Below are 15,243 nucleotides of genomic sequence, written 5' to 3'. Positions count from 1 at the left end.
TCGATAGCTAATTCGTAAGAAAATAGAAGCTGATCGGTTTGAAATCAAGTCTACCGCGCCGCCAGCGGCGCCAGCGGCTGGGTCTCCACCTTCTGATTGAGCGGTGGCGGTCCGGCGGCGGCTGTTCCGCCGCTCGCGTCGATGACCGCCTGCGTGTCGGCCTCCGCCGCGCGCGGCGCGGTCAATTGCGCGCCGATCGTTCGCACCACGTCCGGCGCTTCGGCGAAGGCGCCATGGCCGACGAAGTCGGTCGAGAAGGACGAAATATCATGCACGGCGACGCCGAGCCGATCGAGCTCCGCCCGGTCTTCAGGGTCATTGGGATTCATCGCGCCCAAACGCGGACGGTCGCCGGCGATGCGCGACGAGAGCGACAGCGCGCGATCATTATTCGCCACGAATACCGACACATGCCGAGGATCGACGCGAGCGACCTGCTGACGAAACACATTGAGATCGATATCGGGCGCCGCGAGCATGACTTCGCCGAGCTTCCCGTCGAGATCGGCATGGCCTGATTGCGCGACGCCGCGCAGCGTCTCCATTGTCAACCATGCGCCCATCGAATGAGCGAGCACATGGATTCGTCCGACGCCCGGCGTGTGCGATAGATCGATGACGAGCTTTTCCAGCGCGTCGCGCGACACGGTGGCCGCTTCCTTGTCCGACTCATAATTGAACAATCCGCCTCGGGAATTCCAGACAAAAAGCGCGGGGACTCCAGAGAAATGGCCGTCGGCGACGATCTGCGCCAGCCGATAACGCGCGTCCTCGGCGCTCGTATTGAAGCCATGCACGAAAAGCAGCACGTCGCGCGAATTGCCGATACGGCCGGAGACATGCGAGGCGACCTCGTCGCGGAACTCCTGCCCATCCATATTGCGCTTTGACAGCACCGTAAAATGCCGCCGCCGGTCGGCTCCGCCGAAGCTTGGCCGTTCGACGCTTCCGGCGCGATGATTGAGTGGCACGCCGATCGAGGTCAGCGAAAAATGCGCGCGCCCGTCGTCCGCCGCGCCTTCCGAACGCCGGGTCGACGCGACAAAAATCGCGACATTCGCTGGCTCGCCTTCCGGTCCCGCGACGAACGACACCGCATTGTTGACATGGCCGTCGACCATGCGCACGCCGTCCGACACGCAGCCGGCGAGCGATGAGGCAAGCGACGCGGCGAGCAACAGCGCGCATAAGCGCGTGACTATGTTCATCCAAAGGTTGCGCAAATTGATTGGCTCGATGAGCCGCCGGTCGAAGACATCGGCGCTCTCAGACTGACGATAGCCTCTCCTTCCTCTCTCTTGCCCCGAGAAAACGACCAAAGCGGGGCGAAACGCCCGTCGCGACAGGGAAAAAGTCTCATCATTTCATGAGGGCGCGCAAATCAGTCGCACTTGCGCGAACGCCGCCCGCCTGCGCATAGTGCCAAGAAAACAACGTAAGGGAGAGCCGACGGCGCGGCGCGTCCGCCATGTCGGAATAACCAATGCAAATCAAGGTCTTAGGGTCGGGCGCCGGCGGCGGCTTCCCGCAATGGAACTGCAATTGCGGCAATTGCCGCGCCGTCCGCGCGGGAACGCCAGGATTCAAACCGCGCACGCAGTCCTCTCTCGCGGTCAGCGCCAATGGCGCCGATTGGCTTTTGCTCAACGCCTCTCCCGATTTGCGTCAGCAAATCTCAGCTGCGCCCGAGCTTGCGCCAAACGCCGACGACGGCCTGCGCGCGAGTCCGATCAAGGCGGTGGCGCTGACCAATGGCGACGTCGATCACGTCGCCGGCCTTCTCAACATGCGCGAAGCGCAGCCCTTCAGCCTTTACGCCGCGGGTCGGGTTCTTGATGCGCTCGGCGCCAATCCGATTTTCACAATCTTGCAGACGCCGCTCGTGCCGCGCATCGAACTGCATATGGACGAAGCAGTCGCCATAAGAGGCGCCGGCCTCGAACTGGGGCTCGCCATCCGCGCCTTTCCGGTGCCGGGCAAAATCGCGCTCTATCTCGAAAACGCCAATGCGCCGAATTTCGGCACAAGCGCGGGCGACACGCTCGGACTTGAGATCATTGAAGCCGCGACCGGCGATTCATTCTTCTACATCCCGGGCTGCGCGAAGGTGGATGCGCCGCTCGCCGATCGTCTGCGCGGCGCCAAGCTGGCGTTCTTCGACGGCACGCTGTTTCAGGAAAACGAGATGATCGAGCAAGGTCTGCTCGGCAAAACCGGTTCGCGCATGGGTCACATCAATGTGAGCGGCGCCGACGGCTCAATCGCCGCCTTCGCGCCGCTCGGCGTGAAACGCAAAATCTACGTGCACATCAATAATTCCAATCCGCTGCTCAACGCGTTCTCGAACGAATATGCGATCGCCCATGCGGCCGGCTGGGAAATCGGCGAGGACGGCATGGAGGTCAGACTGTGAACGAGATCGTAGCCATCGATTGGCGCGAGGCCGCGCCGCTCCCCCGCGACGAATTCGAAGCCGCGATCCGCGCCGTCGGCGCCGAGCGCTATCACGACAAGCATGAGTTTCATAAGCTGCTGCATGGCGGCAAACTCAATAAGGACCAGGTCGCCGCCTGGGCGCTCAACCGATACTGCTATCAAGAGGCGGTGCCGCGCAAGGACGCCGCCTTCATGAGCCGCGTCCATGACCGCGAATTGCGCCGCGAATGGATTCATCGCATCCATGACCACGACGGTCTCGGCGAGGAAGGCGGCGGCATCGAGCGCTGGCTCGCGCTCACCGACGCGCTCGGTTTTTCGCGCGATTACGTGACCTCTCGCCGCGGCGCCCTGCCCGCGACGAAATTCGCGGTCGAAGCCTATGTGCGCTTCGTCGTCGAGCAGCCGCTCACGGTCGCGGTCGCCTCCTCGCTTACGGAACTTTTCGCGCCGTCGATTCATCGCGAGCGTATCGCCGGCATGCTCGAAAATTACGACTTCGTCGATGACCAGGTGATGGCCTATTTCAAGCGCCGGCTGAGCCAGGCGCCGCGCGACTCCGAATTCGCGCTTGGCTTCGTCCTCGACAACGCCAGGACTCGCGCCGAACAGGAAGCCTGTGTCGGCGCCGTGCGGTTCAAATGCGACGTCTTGTGGGCGCAGCTCGACGCCTTACATCACGCTTACGTCACGCCGGCTCTGATCCCGCCCGGCGCATGGCGGCCCGGAGAAACGAATGTCTGAGGCGCATGCCGCGCGTTTCGTGATCGGCCCCGACTCGCGTCCGGCCTTCACGCGCTATGCGCGGCTGCACGAAGACCGCGCGCGTTCGCGCACCGTCATTCTCGCGCCCGAGCGCGCCTATGAACTCGATCAGATCGGGCTCATCGTTCTGCGCGCCATTGACGGCGCAACGCGCGTCGCCGATCTTTGCGCGCGCCTTGCCGAGCAATATTCCGCGCCGCTCGACATTATCACGCGCGACGTGAGCGCTCTGCTGCAGGGGCTCGCCGACAAGCGGCTGCTGCGTGATGGGCGCGATGAATTTTCTGCGCCGGCGCCTTCCGCCTTCGCCGCGTCAATCGCGCCATTTGCCGGTGGGCCCGCGGGGCTGCTCGCCGAACTCACGCATCGCTGTCCGCTGCAATGTCCCTATTGCTCCAATCCGCTGGAGCTTGAGCGCTCGAATGCGGAACTCACCGCCGATGAATGGGGCGAGACTTTCCGTCAGGCGGCGTCGATCGGCGCATTGCAGCTGCATCTTTCCGGCGGCGAACCCACCGCGCGGCGCGATCTCGAAGAGATACTCGCACATGCCGTCGACGCCGGACTCTACACCAATCTCATCACCTCCGCCGTGCTGCTGACGAGAGAGCGATTGCAGCGCCTCGCCGAGATTGGTCTCGATCATGTGCAGGTCTCGATCCAGGATGTCGTTCCCGAGAGCGCCGACCGCATCTCAGCCTTCCAAGGCGGCGTCGAAAAGAAGCGCGACGTTGCGCGATGGGCGCGTGACGTCGGCTTGGGATTGACGATCAATGCGCCGATGCACCGCCAGAACATCGCGCATCTTTCACGGATCATCGATTTCGCCGTCGAGGTCGACGCGCAGCGCATCGAGATTGCTCATATTCAATATTACGCCTGGGCGCAGATCAATCGCGCCGCGCTCATTCCGACGCGCGACGCCTTTATGGAAACGGTCGGAATCGTTGATGAGGCGAAGAAGCGTCTCGTCGGCGTGCTGAACTTCGATTTCGTCATCCACGATCATTACGCGACGCGACCTAAGGCCTGCACCGGCGGCTGGGGCCGGTCGATCATGGCGGTGACGCCGTCGGGCAAGGCCCTGCCCTGCCACGCCGCGCAGACCTTGCCGGGACTGACCTTCGACGACGTGCGCGAGAAATCTCTTGCCGACATCTGGCGAAACGGATCGGCCTTCAACGCGTTCCGCGGCGCGGCGTGGATGAAGGAGCCTTGCCGGTCCTGCGATCGCCGCGACATCGATTTCGGCGGCTGCCGTTGTCAGGCGTACGCGATTGCCGGCGACGTGGCGGCGACCGATCCCGCCTGCCACCTGTCGCCGGATCATGCGCGCTTCGCCGCTTACGCCGAAGTCGAATCGCATGCGCCCGCGCCCGACTTCACCTACCGCCGCTATGGCGGCGCCTCGGCGTCAACGGCGCGCGCCAAAGAGACGGCGTAGCGTTAGTGCGGACGTCAACACAACGCCGCCGCGAGAGATTGCGTCGCCAACTCGCGCTCCTCGCCTGATATGAAGTTCGTTTGAACGGCTCGGATGTCGTTGCCAACGCGCGCAATGCAGCAGCGCTTCTGGATTGACCGTGGTTTCCCGCTCAGGCCTTCGGCCTTCCGGGAATGACAAGCCTCAAGCGAACGGACTCTCCGGCTTCCGACACTGCGGCGCCGCGGCCACAGCCGGCAAAAAATTCACATCCGGTAACAAACGAGCAACTTCCGCGGGGCATATTAGGCCTCGTCTCGCGGAGTTAAGAATTTGTTTCGCATAATTCGCGTAACGGAGCATGTCGCATGAAGTCGCGGGATACGCTTGTCCGTCTGAAGCGGTTTCAGACCGAGGAAAAACGCCGGCGCGTCATCCAGCTTAATGGAATGATCGCCGAATTTACGCGCATGGCGAACGAGCTGGAACGTGAAATCGGCCAGGAAGAGCGGCGCGCCAACATCACCGACCTCAACCATTTCGCCTATCCGACCTATGCGCGCGCCGCGCGCGCGCGGCGCGAGAATATCCTCGCGTCGATCAACGAATTGCGCGGGCAGCTCGATGAGGCCGAGGCGCAGTATAAGGAAGCGAGTGAAGACCTCGCCAAGACTCAAAGCCAGGACGCGAGGGACCGCGGGGCCGAACGCATGATCGATGTCGTCGCCGATCGGCGCCACGCCGAAAGGCCCGAGGCCTTTCGCCGCGCTTAGCTCCTGAAAAGCCGCCAGCGGAGCCTGCCGCGCGGCGGGCGCGCCCAAACGCCGAATGTTCCTCGACGAAGAGCGTTGACCGCTTCGCTTCTGGCAAGAGACGTTGCGATCGACGCTACGTCAAAGTCGAATCGTCGAAGAACGAGCGCCGGGCCGGAACCGCCCGCCTCGATGAACGCGAGTTCGAAACGCGCCAGATCGACGATCCAGACCGGCCCCAAATCACGCTCCGTATGATTCTTTTTGAGAAGCGCGACAAGCGCCGCCGAGTCTGTGCGGCGCTTTCCGCCTCTCGCAGGCCGGCGAATCGCTTCCCGCAGAAGCGCATCGAACCGATCGCTCAATAGGCGCGCGGTGAGCGGCAACGCCCGACGCGCATAAAGCGTCCGCTTGCCGATAAGGCTTTTGGCAAAGGCCTCCGTTTCGCGCCGATCGAGTGCGGCGAGGCGTTGCACTTCATCCGCACCTAGCCCGTAACGCGCCGCAACGGTGATCGGCTCCTCGAAGAATTCGCGGCGCAGCTCATCATCGGTGAAGAGGCGCGCCAGCAGCGCCTGGGTCTCGGCTAGCGCCATCGGCGATTTTCCACGAGCGTCGCGCGCGCCCGCGCCACTTCATCGATGAGGTCGTCGAACGGCGGAATGTTTTCGTCGCGCTCGAGAACGACGCCCTTGACCGGCGCGCGCGCGACAACGCGTTCATAGATCCTCCAAACCGCATCGCTTGTCGCGGCGTCATGGCTGTCGATCAGCACGCCATTGCGTTCACGTCCGCCGGCATAGTGAACCTGCACGAGCCTGTCCCATGGCCAGCGTTCGAATTGCGCATCGAGATCGGCGCCGAAATTCATCGCGTTGACATGCATGTTGGCGACATCGCACAGCCAGCCGCATCCCGTCGCCTCAATGACGCGCGATAAAAATTCGGGCTCGTCCATTTCGGCGCCCGGAACCCGCACGACGCAGGTGATGTTTTCCAGGATCAACGCAGTCCTTATGCGTCTGCGCACGCATTCGACATTGCGCGCGACGACGTCGATCGCCTGCTGCGTATAGGGCAGAGACGCTAGATGGCCGATGCCGACGCCCCCTGCGCGCGTGAAGCACAGATGCTCGCTCCACCAAGGCGGATCGATGCGTTCGAGCAGCGCGGCGACCTTGTCGAGATAGCGCGAATCGACGCCATCGGCGCTGCCGATCGAAAGATCGAGGCCATGCGCAACGAGCGTGAAGTGCGATTTTAGCAGATCGAGCTCGTCGAGCTTTTCGCGCGATGCGTCGAGATAGTGATCGGCGATGATCTCAAGGAAGTCGACCTTCTCTCGAAACGCGAAAAGATCGGCGCGAAACTGCGGGCGATAGCCGAGGCCGGAGCCGAGCGCCCCTAACGAAAAGGCGGACGCCGGCGCGTCAATCGCCGCCGCCACAATCGCCCGCGCCGCCGTCGCCGCAACTGCCGCCACAGCTCGTTCCACAGCTGCTGCCACTGCTCCCTGAGCCGCGTTTGAAGGACTCGGCGAACATTGCTTCCGTCGTGCCTTTGAGAACCGAAAAGCCGTAAAGGCCGATGAGAAAGAGCGACGCGCCGTGAAAGGCGCGCGCTTCCGGACCGGGCGAGCCGATATGGGCCAGCGCCGTTTTGAGACGATCGGCATAGGCGAGCCGCATTGCTTCGAGATAGGCGTGGCCGCGGCGGCTGGCGTGGACGCGCGTCAGCACATAGGCGAGCGCGAACAACGCCGCGACAGAGGCGGCCGCGAGGAAGATAAGATAGGCGACGTTTCCCGGACCCTTCGCCGATTCGACATAGATTTTCGCCAGCGCCAGACTGACGATAATCAGGGTTCCGCCAATCTGCGCGCGGCGACGCCAGGCCTTTACCGACTCCGGCTTGATCAGATCTTCCGCGGCAAGTTTGGCGCGCACCGGCGCGAGCTGCTCCAGCAGCCGCCGCCGCAAATCGCGATTTTCGAATAATTCATGCGCTTTCGGCTTCGCCTGAACGGCGTCAAGCAAAACCGCCTCCATCGCGGAAACATCGCCCGGCTGCGGCTGCCTTTCCGTGGGGACCACATGATCCTTTGGCGCGAGCGCGACAAAGCCGCGCTGCGCCAGATCGTAGATCAGCGTTCGAATGATCTGATTGACGCCGCCCTGCAGGAAGGCGACCTCGATTGCATCGGGGCTTTGCGGCACGGGCGGCGGCGGGCGGCGATCGGTGCGATCCGCGAGGCGGATGCAAAGATAAACGGCGGCCAGCACGATGATAACGACGAGCCCGAAGACATTGAGAAATTCCGGGCCGGGAAGATTGAGAATGGGAAGATTCTGCACGCCGCCGCCTCAATGCATAACCGCGTCTCGCGCAAGGCGTCGCGCCTGCAGCGTCACGACCGCCAGCACTGCCATGCCGATCGCCTGATGCGCAAGCGCCAGCCCCAGATGCGGCGCGCCGGCGAAGGGCGGTTCGACCAGCACCAGTGTCGCGATGCCGAGCGCGATCTGCATCAGCACATGGCCGAAGACGATTCCGGCGCCGCGCCGCGCGCGCCCTTCCGCATTCATCCAAGCGTCGATGAGATGCCCGAGCGCCAGTGTGAAAATCAGATAGGCGATCATGCGGTGGAAGAATTGGACGGTCACCGGATTGTCGACGAGATTGGTCCAGACCGGATCCAATCGCCACAACACATCGGCCGGCGGGATGAAGACGCCATCCATCAGCGGCCAAGTGTTGTCGATCAGCCCGGCCCGCAGCCCGGCGACCAGGCCGCCGACGAAAATCTGCAAAAACACCACAGCGAGGATCGTCAGCGCGACCGCCTTCAACCGGCCCGCGCCCTCATGCACCAAAGAGACGGCGCGAGGTCCCAGACCCCCGGCCACCCACAGACAGGCGGAAAAAATCAGCGCCGCGATCAGCAGGTGAATCGCCAGCCGCTCCTGCGCCACCTCGATGCGATTGACGAGGCCAGAGGCCACCATCCACCAGCCAACGCCGCCCTGAAGCGCGCCGAGCGCGAGAATGCCGAGGAGCTTCGGCTTCAGCGAGCGCGGCAACTGGCCTCTCGCCCAAAACCAGATCAGCGGCACGGCGAAAACCACGCCGATCAGCCGCCCGAGAAGGCGATGCGCCCATTCCCAGGCGTAGATATATTTGAACCCGGCAAGGTCCATGTCCGGGAACAGTTCCTTATATTGGGGAATTTGCTTGTATTCCTCGAAGGCGTCCTGCCATTCCTGCTGCGACAGCGGCGGCAGCGCGCCGGTGACGGGCTTCCATTGCACGATCGAGAGGCCCGATTCGGTCAGCCGCGTCGCGCCGCCGACGACGACCATCAGAAACACCAGCGCCGCGACCACCCACAGCCAGTTGCGCACGGCAATGGCGTTCTCTTCGTTGACATGGTGTCTGATCGCGGGAACCGGATGAGGGAAGTGCAGCCAATCTTCCATGAGACGCCGAGGGTTTCGAGCCGAAATACGGCGGCCAGTTAAGGGATGGGGCGCCCGCTTGTCCACACCCTGCGGCCAGCGCCCGCAAGGCGGCCCGATTTTGGGCTGAAAAGAGCGCTGTGACGGATGTATGAATAAGCCTGCCTTGAGTCGAGGAATCAGGTGGCCAGGACCGAAGAAGCGATGCGCACGATTGGCGAGGTCGCGGCGAGCCTCGACCTTCCCGCGCATGTGCTGCGCTTCTGGGAGACCCGCTTCAAGCAGATCAGCCCGCTAAAGCGCGCCGGCGGACGGCGCTTGTACCGCCAGCGCGACATCGATCTCGTCATCGCCATCCGGCGCCTGCTCTATGAAGAAGGCTATACGATCCGGGGCGTGCAGCGCATCCTCAAGGAAAATGGGGTGGAGGCGGTCATCGCCGGCGCCGGCCGCCGGCAGGAGGGGGAGCCGCCGATCGGCGCGCCGCGCCTGCCATTCCCGGCTGGCGCGCTTTACGACGAGGACGGTCCGCCCGAATCTGATCAGGCCGAGGCCGATGACCAGGACGATGCGGCTTCAGACGAAGACAACGACCCGACTCTTGCGCCGTCGGGACATCGCGCCCAGCCGCGCCAAGCGGCCGAGCGCGAAGCGCGCCTGCTGCGCGAAGTTCTCGCGGAGCTCGAAGAATGCAAGCGCCTGCTCAGGCTGACCAAGCTCTAGCCGGCGTTGCCAGCGCCGCGCCGGCTCACTATAAGGGCGCCAGTCGGAGTGTAGCGCAGCCCGGTTAGCGCACTTGTCTGGGGGACAAGGGGTCGTGGGTTCGAATCCCGCCACTCCGACCAATATCCGCCGTCGGTCTGACTCTCACCCGGCCGCCTGAAGCTGCGCCAGCGCCTTCTTCGCCAAAGCGGCGCCTCTGCGCGAGAATCTCACCAAATGGGTCCCATAGGCGATCCTGCGCGCGCGGCGCAGATAGGCGATCGCCCTACTGACGCGGCGATTGGCGTGCGTCCTTTGCGCCATTACGGCATGATCGATGGCGTTGTCGACATGTTGAATGAAAGAGGAGCTGTGCGCCGGCTCTTTTCTGCGGGCAAAAGGGCTGACGCGAGGCTCCAACCGCGCCGACCGCAACTGGTTCAGCTCATTCGCCAAGGCGTAGCCGACGCCGCTGGCAGGCGACAACTCGAAAAACCGCGAATTGTCGCTTGGCGTCGGCGCGCTAACTAGCTTGTCGCTGCGCAACTTGAATGCGCGAGGCGCCAAATGTCGCCTGGACGGGATTATGATCGAATAGCTGAGACGTTACTGATCGTCATGATCCTGGCGACGGTCAACGCCACCCTGTTCAGCGTCATCTACCGAATGCTGCGATAGTGAAAATCTCGCATTCGCTTTGAGGCGCAGCCCGCCACAACATTCGCGCGCCGCCTATCGCGTGTACCAAACGTAGACGATGGAAAAGGCCAGAGCCAGCGCGAAGCCGATCATCATGTTGCGCACGAAGCCGCCGCCGAATTCATCCATCTCGCCTCTCCAATAACCCGCGCCGCGGCGGCACTTTGTCGAAAGCCCACGCGCCGCGCAACTGTAGCGCCTGGGGCCCGCGCGTTTCGTCTCGCCACAATCTTGAGTATAATTCGGCTCAGGCGCAATTCTCATCCCGCCGCGCCGACGCTCTGGCCGCACCAGGAAGGATGCCGCGATGAAAGTAGATCTCGGCGCGCTCTCCGTCGTTCTCAACCAGGGCACGGAAGCGCCGGGGCCGCTCGCCGGCGCGACATTCGTCGTCAAGGAGAACATCGACGTCGCCGGGCACGTCTCGACGAACGGCCATCCGACATGGGCGAAAACACACGCCGCTGCCGCGCGCAATGCGCCGGTCGTCGATCTCTTGCTTAACGCGGGCGCGCGTCTCGTCGGCAAGACCAATATGGACGAGATGGCCTATAGTCTGCTGGGGGCCAATCCGCATTACGGCACGCCGATCAATCCCGCCGCGCAGGACCGGCATCCTGGCGGCTCGTCGACAGGCTCGGCGGTCGCCGTCGCCGCCGGCCAGGTCAATTTCGCCATAGGCACCGACACCGCCGGCTCCTGCCGCGCGCCCGCCGCTTTTTGCGGAGTCTTGGGCTTTCGCGCATCGCATGGCGCAGTGTCGATGGAGGGGATCATTCCGCTGGCGCCGTCCTTCGACGCGATCGGCTGGTTCGCCCGCGACATCGACGCCATGGCGTCGGTCGGCGACGTTTTGTTGCCGGCCGATGCCAAGAACGCCGAGGTCGGCGAAGCCGTGCTGCTCACCGACGCCTTCTTAGGAGTCGAAATGGACTTCGCCTCGGCGGCGGCGCAGCCGATCGACGCCTTGAAGGCGTTCGAGCCCTGGCGCGAGGCGACGCTCGGCGAGGAATTCTTCAAGACGGCGCTCGGGCATTTCCGCAACATGCAGGCGTTCGAGGCCTGGGCGTCCGATGGCGACTGGATCACGGCGAACAGCCCCGCCTTCGGCAAGGGCGTCGAAGAGCGTTTCGCCTATGCGGCGAAAGTCACCGCCGACCAGAAGAAAGCCGCCGAAGCCTTTCGCGACGAAGCGCGCAAAAAAATCGACACGGTGCTCGGCGCGCGCGGATTCATCGTGATGCCGACGACGCCGTTTCGCGCGCCGCTGCTCAGCGAAAGCGAAGAAACGCTCGACGCCAAGCGCTATCAGATGATGCGGCTCTTTCTCATCGCCAGCTATTTCGGCCTGCCACAGATCAGCATTCCGCTTCCAACCAATGATGCGCCGGTTGCGCTGTCCTTCGTCGGCCGCCATGGCGCCGATCGCGCATTGATCGCCTTCGCACAGCGCCTCTGCGCGCAGATGAAGAAGTCGCTTTAAAGACAATCCAAAAATATGGGGTCTTGATCTGGGTCGCCGATCACTCGCGTCGGCGCCGCCTGCTGTCTATGGCGCGCGCTCGGCGCTTTGGCCCTTTGATGCATTTCTGCAACGCAGTCGGCTTTTTCGGACATTGCGGCGCGTCCGCAATTGACCTCGAGCATTGGATGCAGATTGGATGCGGATCGGTCTTGAATATCGACTTTATTGGGGTGGATGAGCAATGAAACGTCCTCTGGCGACCATCACTGCGGTTGCTTGGACCGCCACATCCGCGTTCGCGGCTCCGCCGCCGCCGATGTGGACCGGCTTCTACGCCGGTCTGAACTTGGGTGGCGGCGCAAACACGTCAACGAGCGTCTCGACCATCGGCTATTCCGCCTTTGATTGGGCGGCAGGCGTCTACAATCTGCCGTTCGGCTGGACTTCGGGGTACCGGAGCGGCGTCGCCAATGTCGGGCAGACCGGCGTCGTCGGCGGCGGACAGTTCGGCTATAATTTCCAGGTCAATCCGAACGTCGTGCTCGGCGTCGAAACCGATATTCAGGGAAGCGGCATATCGGGGAACGGGGCGAGTTACGGTCTCGCTGGCGGCTCTGGAAATACGCTAGATCCTCATGAAAACTTCCTGCACCTGCAGAGCGGCGCAGTAAACGTCTCCTCCGGACTGGGCTGGATCGGCACGGTCAGAGGTCGCGTCGGCTTTTTGGCGAATCCGTCACTCCTGCTCTATGCCACCGGCGGCTTCGCTTATGGAAACACCTACGCGAGCGTCCTCACAACCGGCTATCACTGGCACCCCGGACACGAGACGGCGCACCCCGATAATCCGGTTGTTCCGACATGGACTTCGTTCGACGCCATCAGCGTTGGTTGGACCGTTGGCGGCGGCGCGGAATGGATGTTCTGGCAAAACTGCAGCGCGAAAGTCGAGGCGCTATACTACAATTTTGGGTCTCAGTCTGTGCGCGGCCAATTCAGTCCGGTAATTAATCCGGCCGCCCCGAATTCGATTGCGATCATTAATGGAGCGACGACCAATTTCAATTATCAGGGCATCATTGCTCGACTTGGCGTCAACTATCATTTCAACTTCGGCGAAGCTCTGTGAGCGCTGCGGCCGACCTCAGCCGCTCGGCTGCGGCCGGCGTCCGAGCAGATCCTTGATCCGACCCGTCAGCCTCTCGCGCACGTCGCGATAGGCGTCGAGTATCGCTTCGCGCGATCCCTGCGCGGCGGTCGCGTCGGGCGTCGGCCAATAGACCACGTCGACCGCCATGGTGCGGGTAAACTCCAACGCCTTGTGATGCGCTTCGGGCGACAGCGTCACAATCAGATCGAAGTTGGAATCTTCGAGATCTTCAAAACTGTGCGGCTTGTGAGATGAAATATCGACGCCGATCTCCTCCATCGCCGCAATGGCGAAAGGGTCCGGCGCGCCGCGCTTCAATCCCGCCGAAGCGAAATAGATTTCGCGGCCAAAATAATGCTTCGCGATCGCCTCGGCCATGGGCGATCGAACAGTGTTTAGCGTGCAGGCGAAAAGGATCGACTGGGGTCGCGTCACGTCGCTAACCCGCTTTCATCGCCGGCTCGTCGTCCACTGCCGGTCCTGTTCAATGAAGGCGGCAAGCTCCTTCGTCTGATCGGTGAATAATTGCAGCGCGCCGATGTCGAGCGGCTCGCTCAACCGCTGCATCAGCAGCAGGTCGCCAACATCGGAAAAGGCCGGCGCCAGGCCGCAAAAGAAAAATCCGCAAGCGCGCGCCGCCTCAACCAGCAGCGGCAGGCCGGGATCGCCGATATGGGCGGAAAGCTGCACGGCGCGCGCGCCCAGACCGTCGACGTCGCTCATCGCCTGGGCCAGCTCGATGGCGGCGTTCGATCCGATCGTCTCGAAGCGAATCCTGCCGTAGCCGCCGTCGTTGACGGCGATGCTGGTCATCGATCGCGATTCTTTTGGCGTCCTGCCATCGAGCGGAGAAACGCTAACTCCAAGACGCCCATATGTCGCCGAAATGACGTCGCGATATTCCTGCGGCGCGACGATTTCGTAATCGCCCGACGGCTGCAGGAAACGGAAGGTCAACAGAAGGCTCTGGCGCTGCCCGGCCGTCGGCACCGGCAAATCCTTCGAATGCAGCGTCTCGGGCGCCGCGCCGAGCAGGATGGCGGTCGTCGGCATGCCGGCGCGCTCGTCATTACGCTGCGAGAATGTATGCGTGGTGACGGGCTCGGCGTAGATTCCGACGAGCCCGAGTTTTACGGCCTCTTCGGTCAGCCGCTCGGTCATCCGCTCCAGCAGATGGCGTCCCCGGTAAGTGGGCAGCACCACCGCCTCGCCGCGTTCGGCGACCATCGCGCCGGGCTCGCGCTCAAGCGCGACATGGCCGATCACCTCGCCGCGCGCGTCGCGGCTCACCATCGGGATCAGCTCGCCGCTCTCGACTTTCCGCCAATAGCGACGCGGGGAGAAGACTTCGCGATGAATGTAATTATGCCCGTAGACGGCGAGAAAGCAGCGCGCGATCGCCGCCGAGTCGCTTTGCCGAGGCGCGTCGATCCGCACTTCTTCCGTCGGCGCCGACACTTCGGCCGGCTGCTCATCCGCGCCGGCCGCTTGGCGAGCGATCTCGATGCCGCGATGAAGCGCGATCTCCCAGCCGTCGACGCCGCGCTCCCGGTAGGAAACGCCTGCTTCCCGCCGCAGTTGGGCGCCGAGCGAGAGGAGGATTGCCGAAAATCGGGAATGGCCGTCGAGCAGAATCCGCACGCGCACTTCGCGTTTGGATGACGATAGAAGCGCCGTAGCGCGTTCCTGGCCCGCGCTCGACTGGCAGAGAATACGCCAAATCTGCTCGGCGTCGCCGGCGATCAGGCTCGCTGTCGCCGCCGGAACGCCTTCGACAAGCGAAGCTTCGCGCACGAAGGCGCGCAGCAGTTCGCCGCTTTCCGCTTCCATCGACAGCCGCAGCTCGGCGAAATGATCCGAATTATTCTTGCCCATGCGAAGCGTTCCAACTGCCAAAGCGATCGCGCGCCGCGTTCACCCTTTCCAGTGCAGCGCCGTGATCAGCGTGAAGATGCGGCGCGCCGTGTCCTGATCCGTATCGATCTTGCCTTTCAAGCGTTCGAGGAGGAGCTGCGCGCCTTCGTTATGAAGACCGCGACGGCCCATGTCGATCGCCTCGATCCGGCTCGGCGTGGCATGGCGGATCGCCGCATAATAGTTTTCGCAGATCATGAAGTAATCTTTGAGAATGCGTCTGAACGGCGTCAGCGAGAGAATGTGAGTGACGAGACAGGCGCCTTCGGCGTCGCAGATTTTAAAAACCAGCTTCGCGTCGACGAGCGAAATCAGCAACGCGTAAGGCCCGCCGTCATGGCCGATCAGCGAGAAGCTGTTCTCCTCGATAAGATCGTAAATCGCGATGGCGCGCTCATGCTCCTGATCCGCGGAGCCGCGGCCGATCGAATTTTCGTCGAGCGTGACGGAAATCAGCCGCTTCGACTCGCTTGACTCCACGC

The 15,243-nt window shown here is 63.1% G+C and carries 16 protein-coding genes and 1 tRNA gene; 8 read left to right on the top strand and 9 right to left on the bottom strand.

Translation table 11 applies throughout. The annotated features are described in order from the left end of the window. Positions 1-50: 50 nt before the first annotated feature. Positions 51-1,208, bottom strand: coding sequence for an alpha/beta hydrolase (locus tag U1E20_RS05505; protein ID WP_409979570.1), 1,158 nt, complete (start codon positions 1,206-1,208; stop codon positions 51-53). 275 nt (positions 1,209-1,483) lie between these two features. Here U1E20_RS05505 and pqqB point away from each other — a divergent pair, with 275 nt between their 5' ends. The 4 genes from pqqB (at position 1,484) to U1E20_RS05485 (ending at position 5,397) form a co-directional block, all read left to right on the top strand. Further along, on the top strand, positions 1,484-2,413 hold the full coding sequence (gene pqqB / locus U1E20_RS05500) for a pyrroloquinoline quinone biosynthesis protein PqqB (protein ID WP_409979569.1): 930 nt from the start codon (positions 1,484-1,486) through the stop codon (positions 2,411-2,413). Continuing rightward, positions 2,410-3,180 carry a pyrroloquinoline-quinone synthase PqqC gene (gene pqqC, locus U1E20_RS05495; RefSeq protein WP_409979568.1) on the top strand — a complete coding sequence of 257 codons (771 nt, stop codon included), beginning with the start codon at positions 2,410-2,412 and terminating at the stop codon, positions 3,178-3,180. The genes pqqB and pqqC overlap by 4 nt, the downstream gene beginning before the upstream one ends. Continuing rightward, positions 3,173-4,645: a pyrroloquinoline quinone biosynthesis protein PqqE gene (gene pqqE / locus U1E20_RS05490; protein WP_409979567.1), complete on the top strand. Its 1,473-nt coding sequence runs from the start codon at positions 3,173-3,175 to the stop codon at positions 4,643-4,645. Before pqqC ends, pqqE begins: the two co-directional genes overlap by 8 nt. Positions 4,646-4,992: 347 nt before the next feature. Then, positions 4,993-5,397, top strand: a complete 405-nt coding sequence (locus tag U1E20_RS05485; protein WP_409979566.1) for a flagellar export protein FliJ — start codon at positions 4,993-4,995, stop codon at positions 5,395-5,397. Here the strand turns inward: U1E20_RS05485 and U1E20_RS05480 are convergent. From U1E20_RS05480 to U1E20_RS05465, 4 genes are read right to left on the bottom strand one after another with little or no spacing between them, the layout of a single operon-like run. After that, positions 5,394-5,972, bottom strand: a complete 579-nt coding sequence (locus U1E20_RS05480) for a hypothetical protein (RefSeq protein ID WP_409979565.1) — start codon at positions 5,970-5,972, stop codon at positions 5,394-5,396. The two genes, U1E20_RS05485 and U1E20_RS05480, sit on opposite strands and share 4 nt — an antisense overlap. After that, positions 5,963-6,859, bottom strand: a complete 897-nt coding sequence (locus U1E20_RS05475) for a DUF692 domain-containing protein (protein ID WP_409979564.1) — start codon at positions 6,857-6,859, stop codon at positions 5,963-5,965. Before U1E20_RS05475 ends, U1E20_RS05480 begins: the two co-directional genes overlap by 10 nt. Then, on the bottom strand, positions 6,807-7,730 hold the full coding sequence (locus U1E20_RS05470; RefSeq protein WP_409979563.1) for a TIGR04222 domain-containing membrane protein: 924 nt from the start codon (positions 7,728-7,730) through the stop codon (positions 6,807-6,809). Before U1E20_RS05470 ends, U1E20_RS05475 begins: the two co-directional genes overlap by 53 nt. A gap of 9 nt (positions 7,731-7,739) precedes the next feature. Beyond that, positions 7,740-8,852, bottom strand: coding sequence for a COX15/CtaA family protein (locus U1E20_RS05465; RefSeq protein WP_409979562.1), 1,113 nt, complete (start codon positions 8,850-8,852; stop codon positions 7,740-7,742). A gap of 183 nt (positions 8,853-9,035) precedes the next feature. Between U1E20_RS05465 and U1E20_RS05460 the strand changes: the two genes are divergently transcribed. Both U1E20_RS05460 and U1E20_RS05455 read left to right on the top strand, forming a co-directional pair. Further along, positions 9,036-9,554 carry a MerR family transcriptional regulator gene (locus U1E20_RS05460; RefSeq protein ID WP_409979645.1) on the top strand — a complete coding sequence of 173 codons (519 nt, stop codon included), beginning with the start codon at positions 9,036-9,038 and terminating at the stop codon, positions 9,552-9,554. A 44-nt stretch (positions 9,555-9,598) separates the two neighbouring features. Then, positions 9,599-9,676, top strand: a tRNA-Pro gene (locus tag U1E20_RS05455). Positions 9,677-9,698: 22 nt separating this feature from the next. On the opposite strand, the gene U1E20_RS05450 is transcribed toward U1E20_RS05455, so the two are convergent. Next, positions 9,699-9,857 (bottom strand): hypothetical protein, encoded by a 159-nt coding sequence (locus U1E20_RS05450; RefSeq protein WP_409979561.1) that lies wholly within the window; start codon positions 9,855-9,857, stop codon positions 9,699-9,701. Between the two features lie 682 nt (positions 9,858-10,539). Here U1E20_RS05450 and U1E20_RS05445 point away from each other — a divergent pair. Next, positions 10,540-11,715 carry an amidase gene (locus tag U1E20_RS05445; protein WP_409979560.1) on the top strand — a complete coding sequence of 392 codons (1,176 nt, stop codon included), beginning with the start codon at positions 10,540-10,542 and terminating at the stop codon, positions 11,713-11,715. A 298-nt stretch (positions 11,716-12,013) separates the two neighbouring features. Continuing rightward, positions 12,014-12,826: an outer membrane protein gene (locus U1E20_RS05440; protein ID WP_409979559.1), complete on the top strand. Its 813-nt coding sequence runs from the start codon at positions 12,014-12,016 to the stop codon at positions 12,824-12,826. Positions 12,827-12,841: 15 nt separating this feature from the next. On the opposite strand, the gene U1E20_RS05435 is transcribed toward U1E20_RS05440, so the two are convergent. Genes U1E20_RS05435 through U1E20_RS05425 form a run of 3 tightly spaced genes read right to left on the bottom strand, consistent with a single transcriptional unit; the run spans position 12,842 to position 15,241 of the window. Further along, on the bottom strand, positions 12,842-13,282 hold the full coding sequence (locus U1E20_RS05435; protein ID WP_409979558.1) for a low molecular weight phosphatase family protein: 441 nt from the start codon (positions 13,280-13,282) through the stop codon (positions 12,842-12,844). A 15-nt stretch (positions 13,283-13,297) separates the two neighbouring features. Then, positions 13,298-14,722, bottom strand: coding sequence for a hypothetical protein (locus U1E20_RS05430; RefSeq protein ID WP_409979557.1), 1,425 nt, complete (start codon positions 14,720-14,722; stop codon positions 13,298-13,300). A gap of 39 nt (positions 14,723-14,761) precedes the next feature. Next, positions 14,762-15,241, bottom strand: coding sequence for a UPF0262 family protein (locus U1E20_RS05425; RefSeq protein WP_409979556.1), 480 nt, complete (start codon positions 15,239-15,241; stop codon positions 14,762-14,764). Between the last annotated feature and the right edge of the window lie 2 nt (positions 15,242-15,243).

It is taken from the genome of Methylocystis sp., from assembly GCF_046349115.1.
Taxonomy (GTDB): Bacteria; Pseudomonadota; Alphaproteobacteria; order Rhizobiales; family Beijerinckiaceae; genus Methylocystis.
The sequence above is the reverse complement of the archived record's forward strand: the minus strand, read 5'-3'. Positions and strand labels throughout refer to the sequence as shown.

Coding starts and splice junctions, on each gene's coding strand:
- U1E20_RS05480 (WP_409979565.1), bottom strand. CDS start 5,972: ATGGCGCTAGCCGAGACCCAGGCGCTGCTGGCGCGCCTCTTCACCGAT.
- U1E20_RS05505 (WP_409979570.1), bottom strand. CDS start 1,208: ATGAACATAGTCACGCGCTTATGCGCGCTGTTGCTCGCCGCGTCGCTT.
- U1E20_RS05460 (WP_409979645.1), top strand. CDS start 9,036: ATGCGCACGATTGGCGAGGTCGCGGCGAGCCTCGACCTTCCCGCGCAT.
- U1E20_RS05465 (WP_409979562.1), bottom strand. CDS start 8,852: ATGGAAGATTGGCTGCACTTCCCTCATCCGGTTCCCGCGATCAGACAC.
- U1E20_RS05440 (WP_409979559.1), top strand. CDS start 12,014: ATGTGGACCGGCTTCTACGCCGGTCTGAACTTGGGTGGCGGCGCAAAC.
- U1E20_RS05445 (WP_409979560.1), top strand. CDS start 10,540: ATGAAAGTAGATCTCGGCGCGCTCTCCGTCGTTCTCAACCAGGGCACG.
- pqqE (WP_409979567.1), top strand. CDS start 3,173: ATGTCTGAGGCGCATGCCGCGCGTTTCGTGATCGGCCCCGACTCGCGT.
- U1E20_RS05450 (WP_409979561.1), bottom strand. CDS start 9,857: ATGGCGCAAAGGACGCACGCCAATCGCCGCGTCAGTAGGGCGATCGCC.
- pqqB (WP_409979569.1), top strand. CDS start 1,484: ATGCAAATCAAGGTCTTAGGGTCGGGCGCCGGCGGCGGCTTCCCGCAA.
- U1E20_RS05430 (WP_409979557.1), bottom strand. CDS start 14,722: ATGGGCAAGAATAATTCGGATCATTTCGCCGAGCTGCGGCTGTCGATG.
- U1E20_RS05485 (WP_409979566.1), top strand. CDS start 4,993: ATGAAGTCGCGGGATACGCTTGTCCGTCTGAAGCGGTTTCAGACCGAG.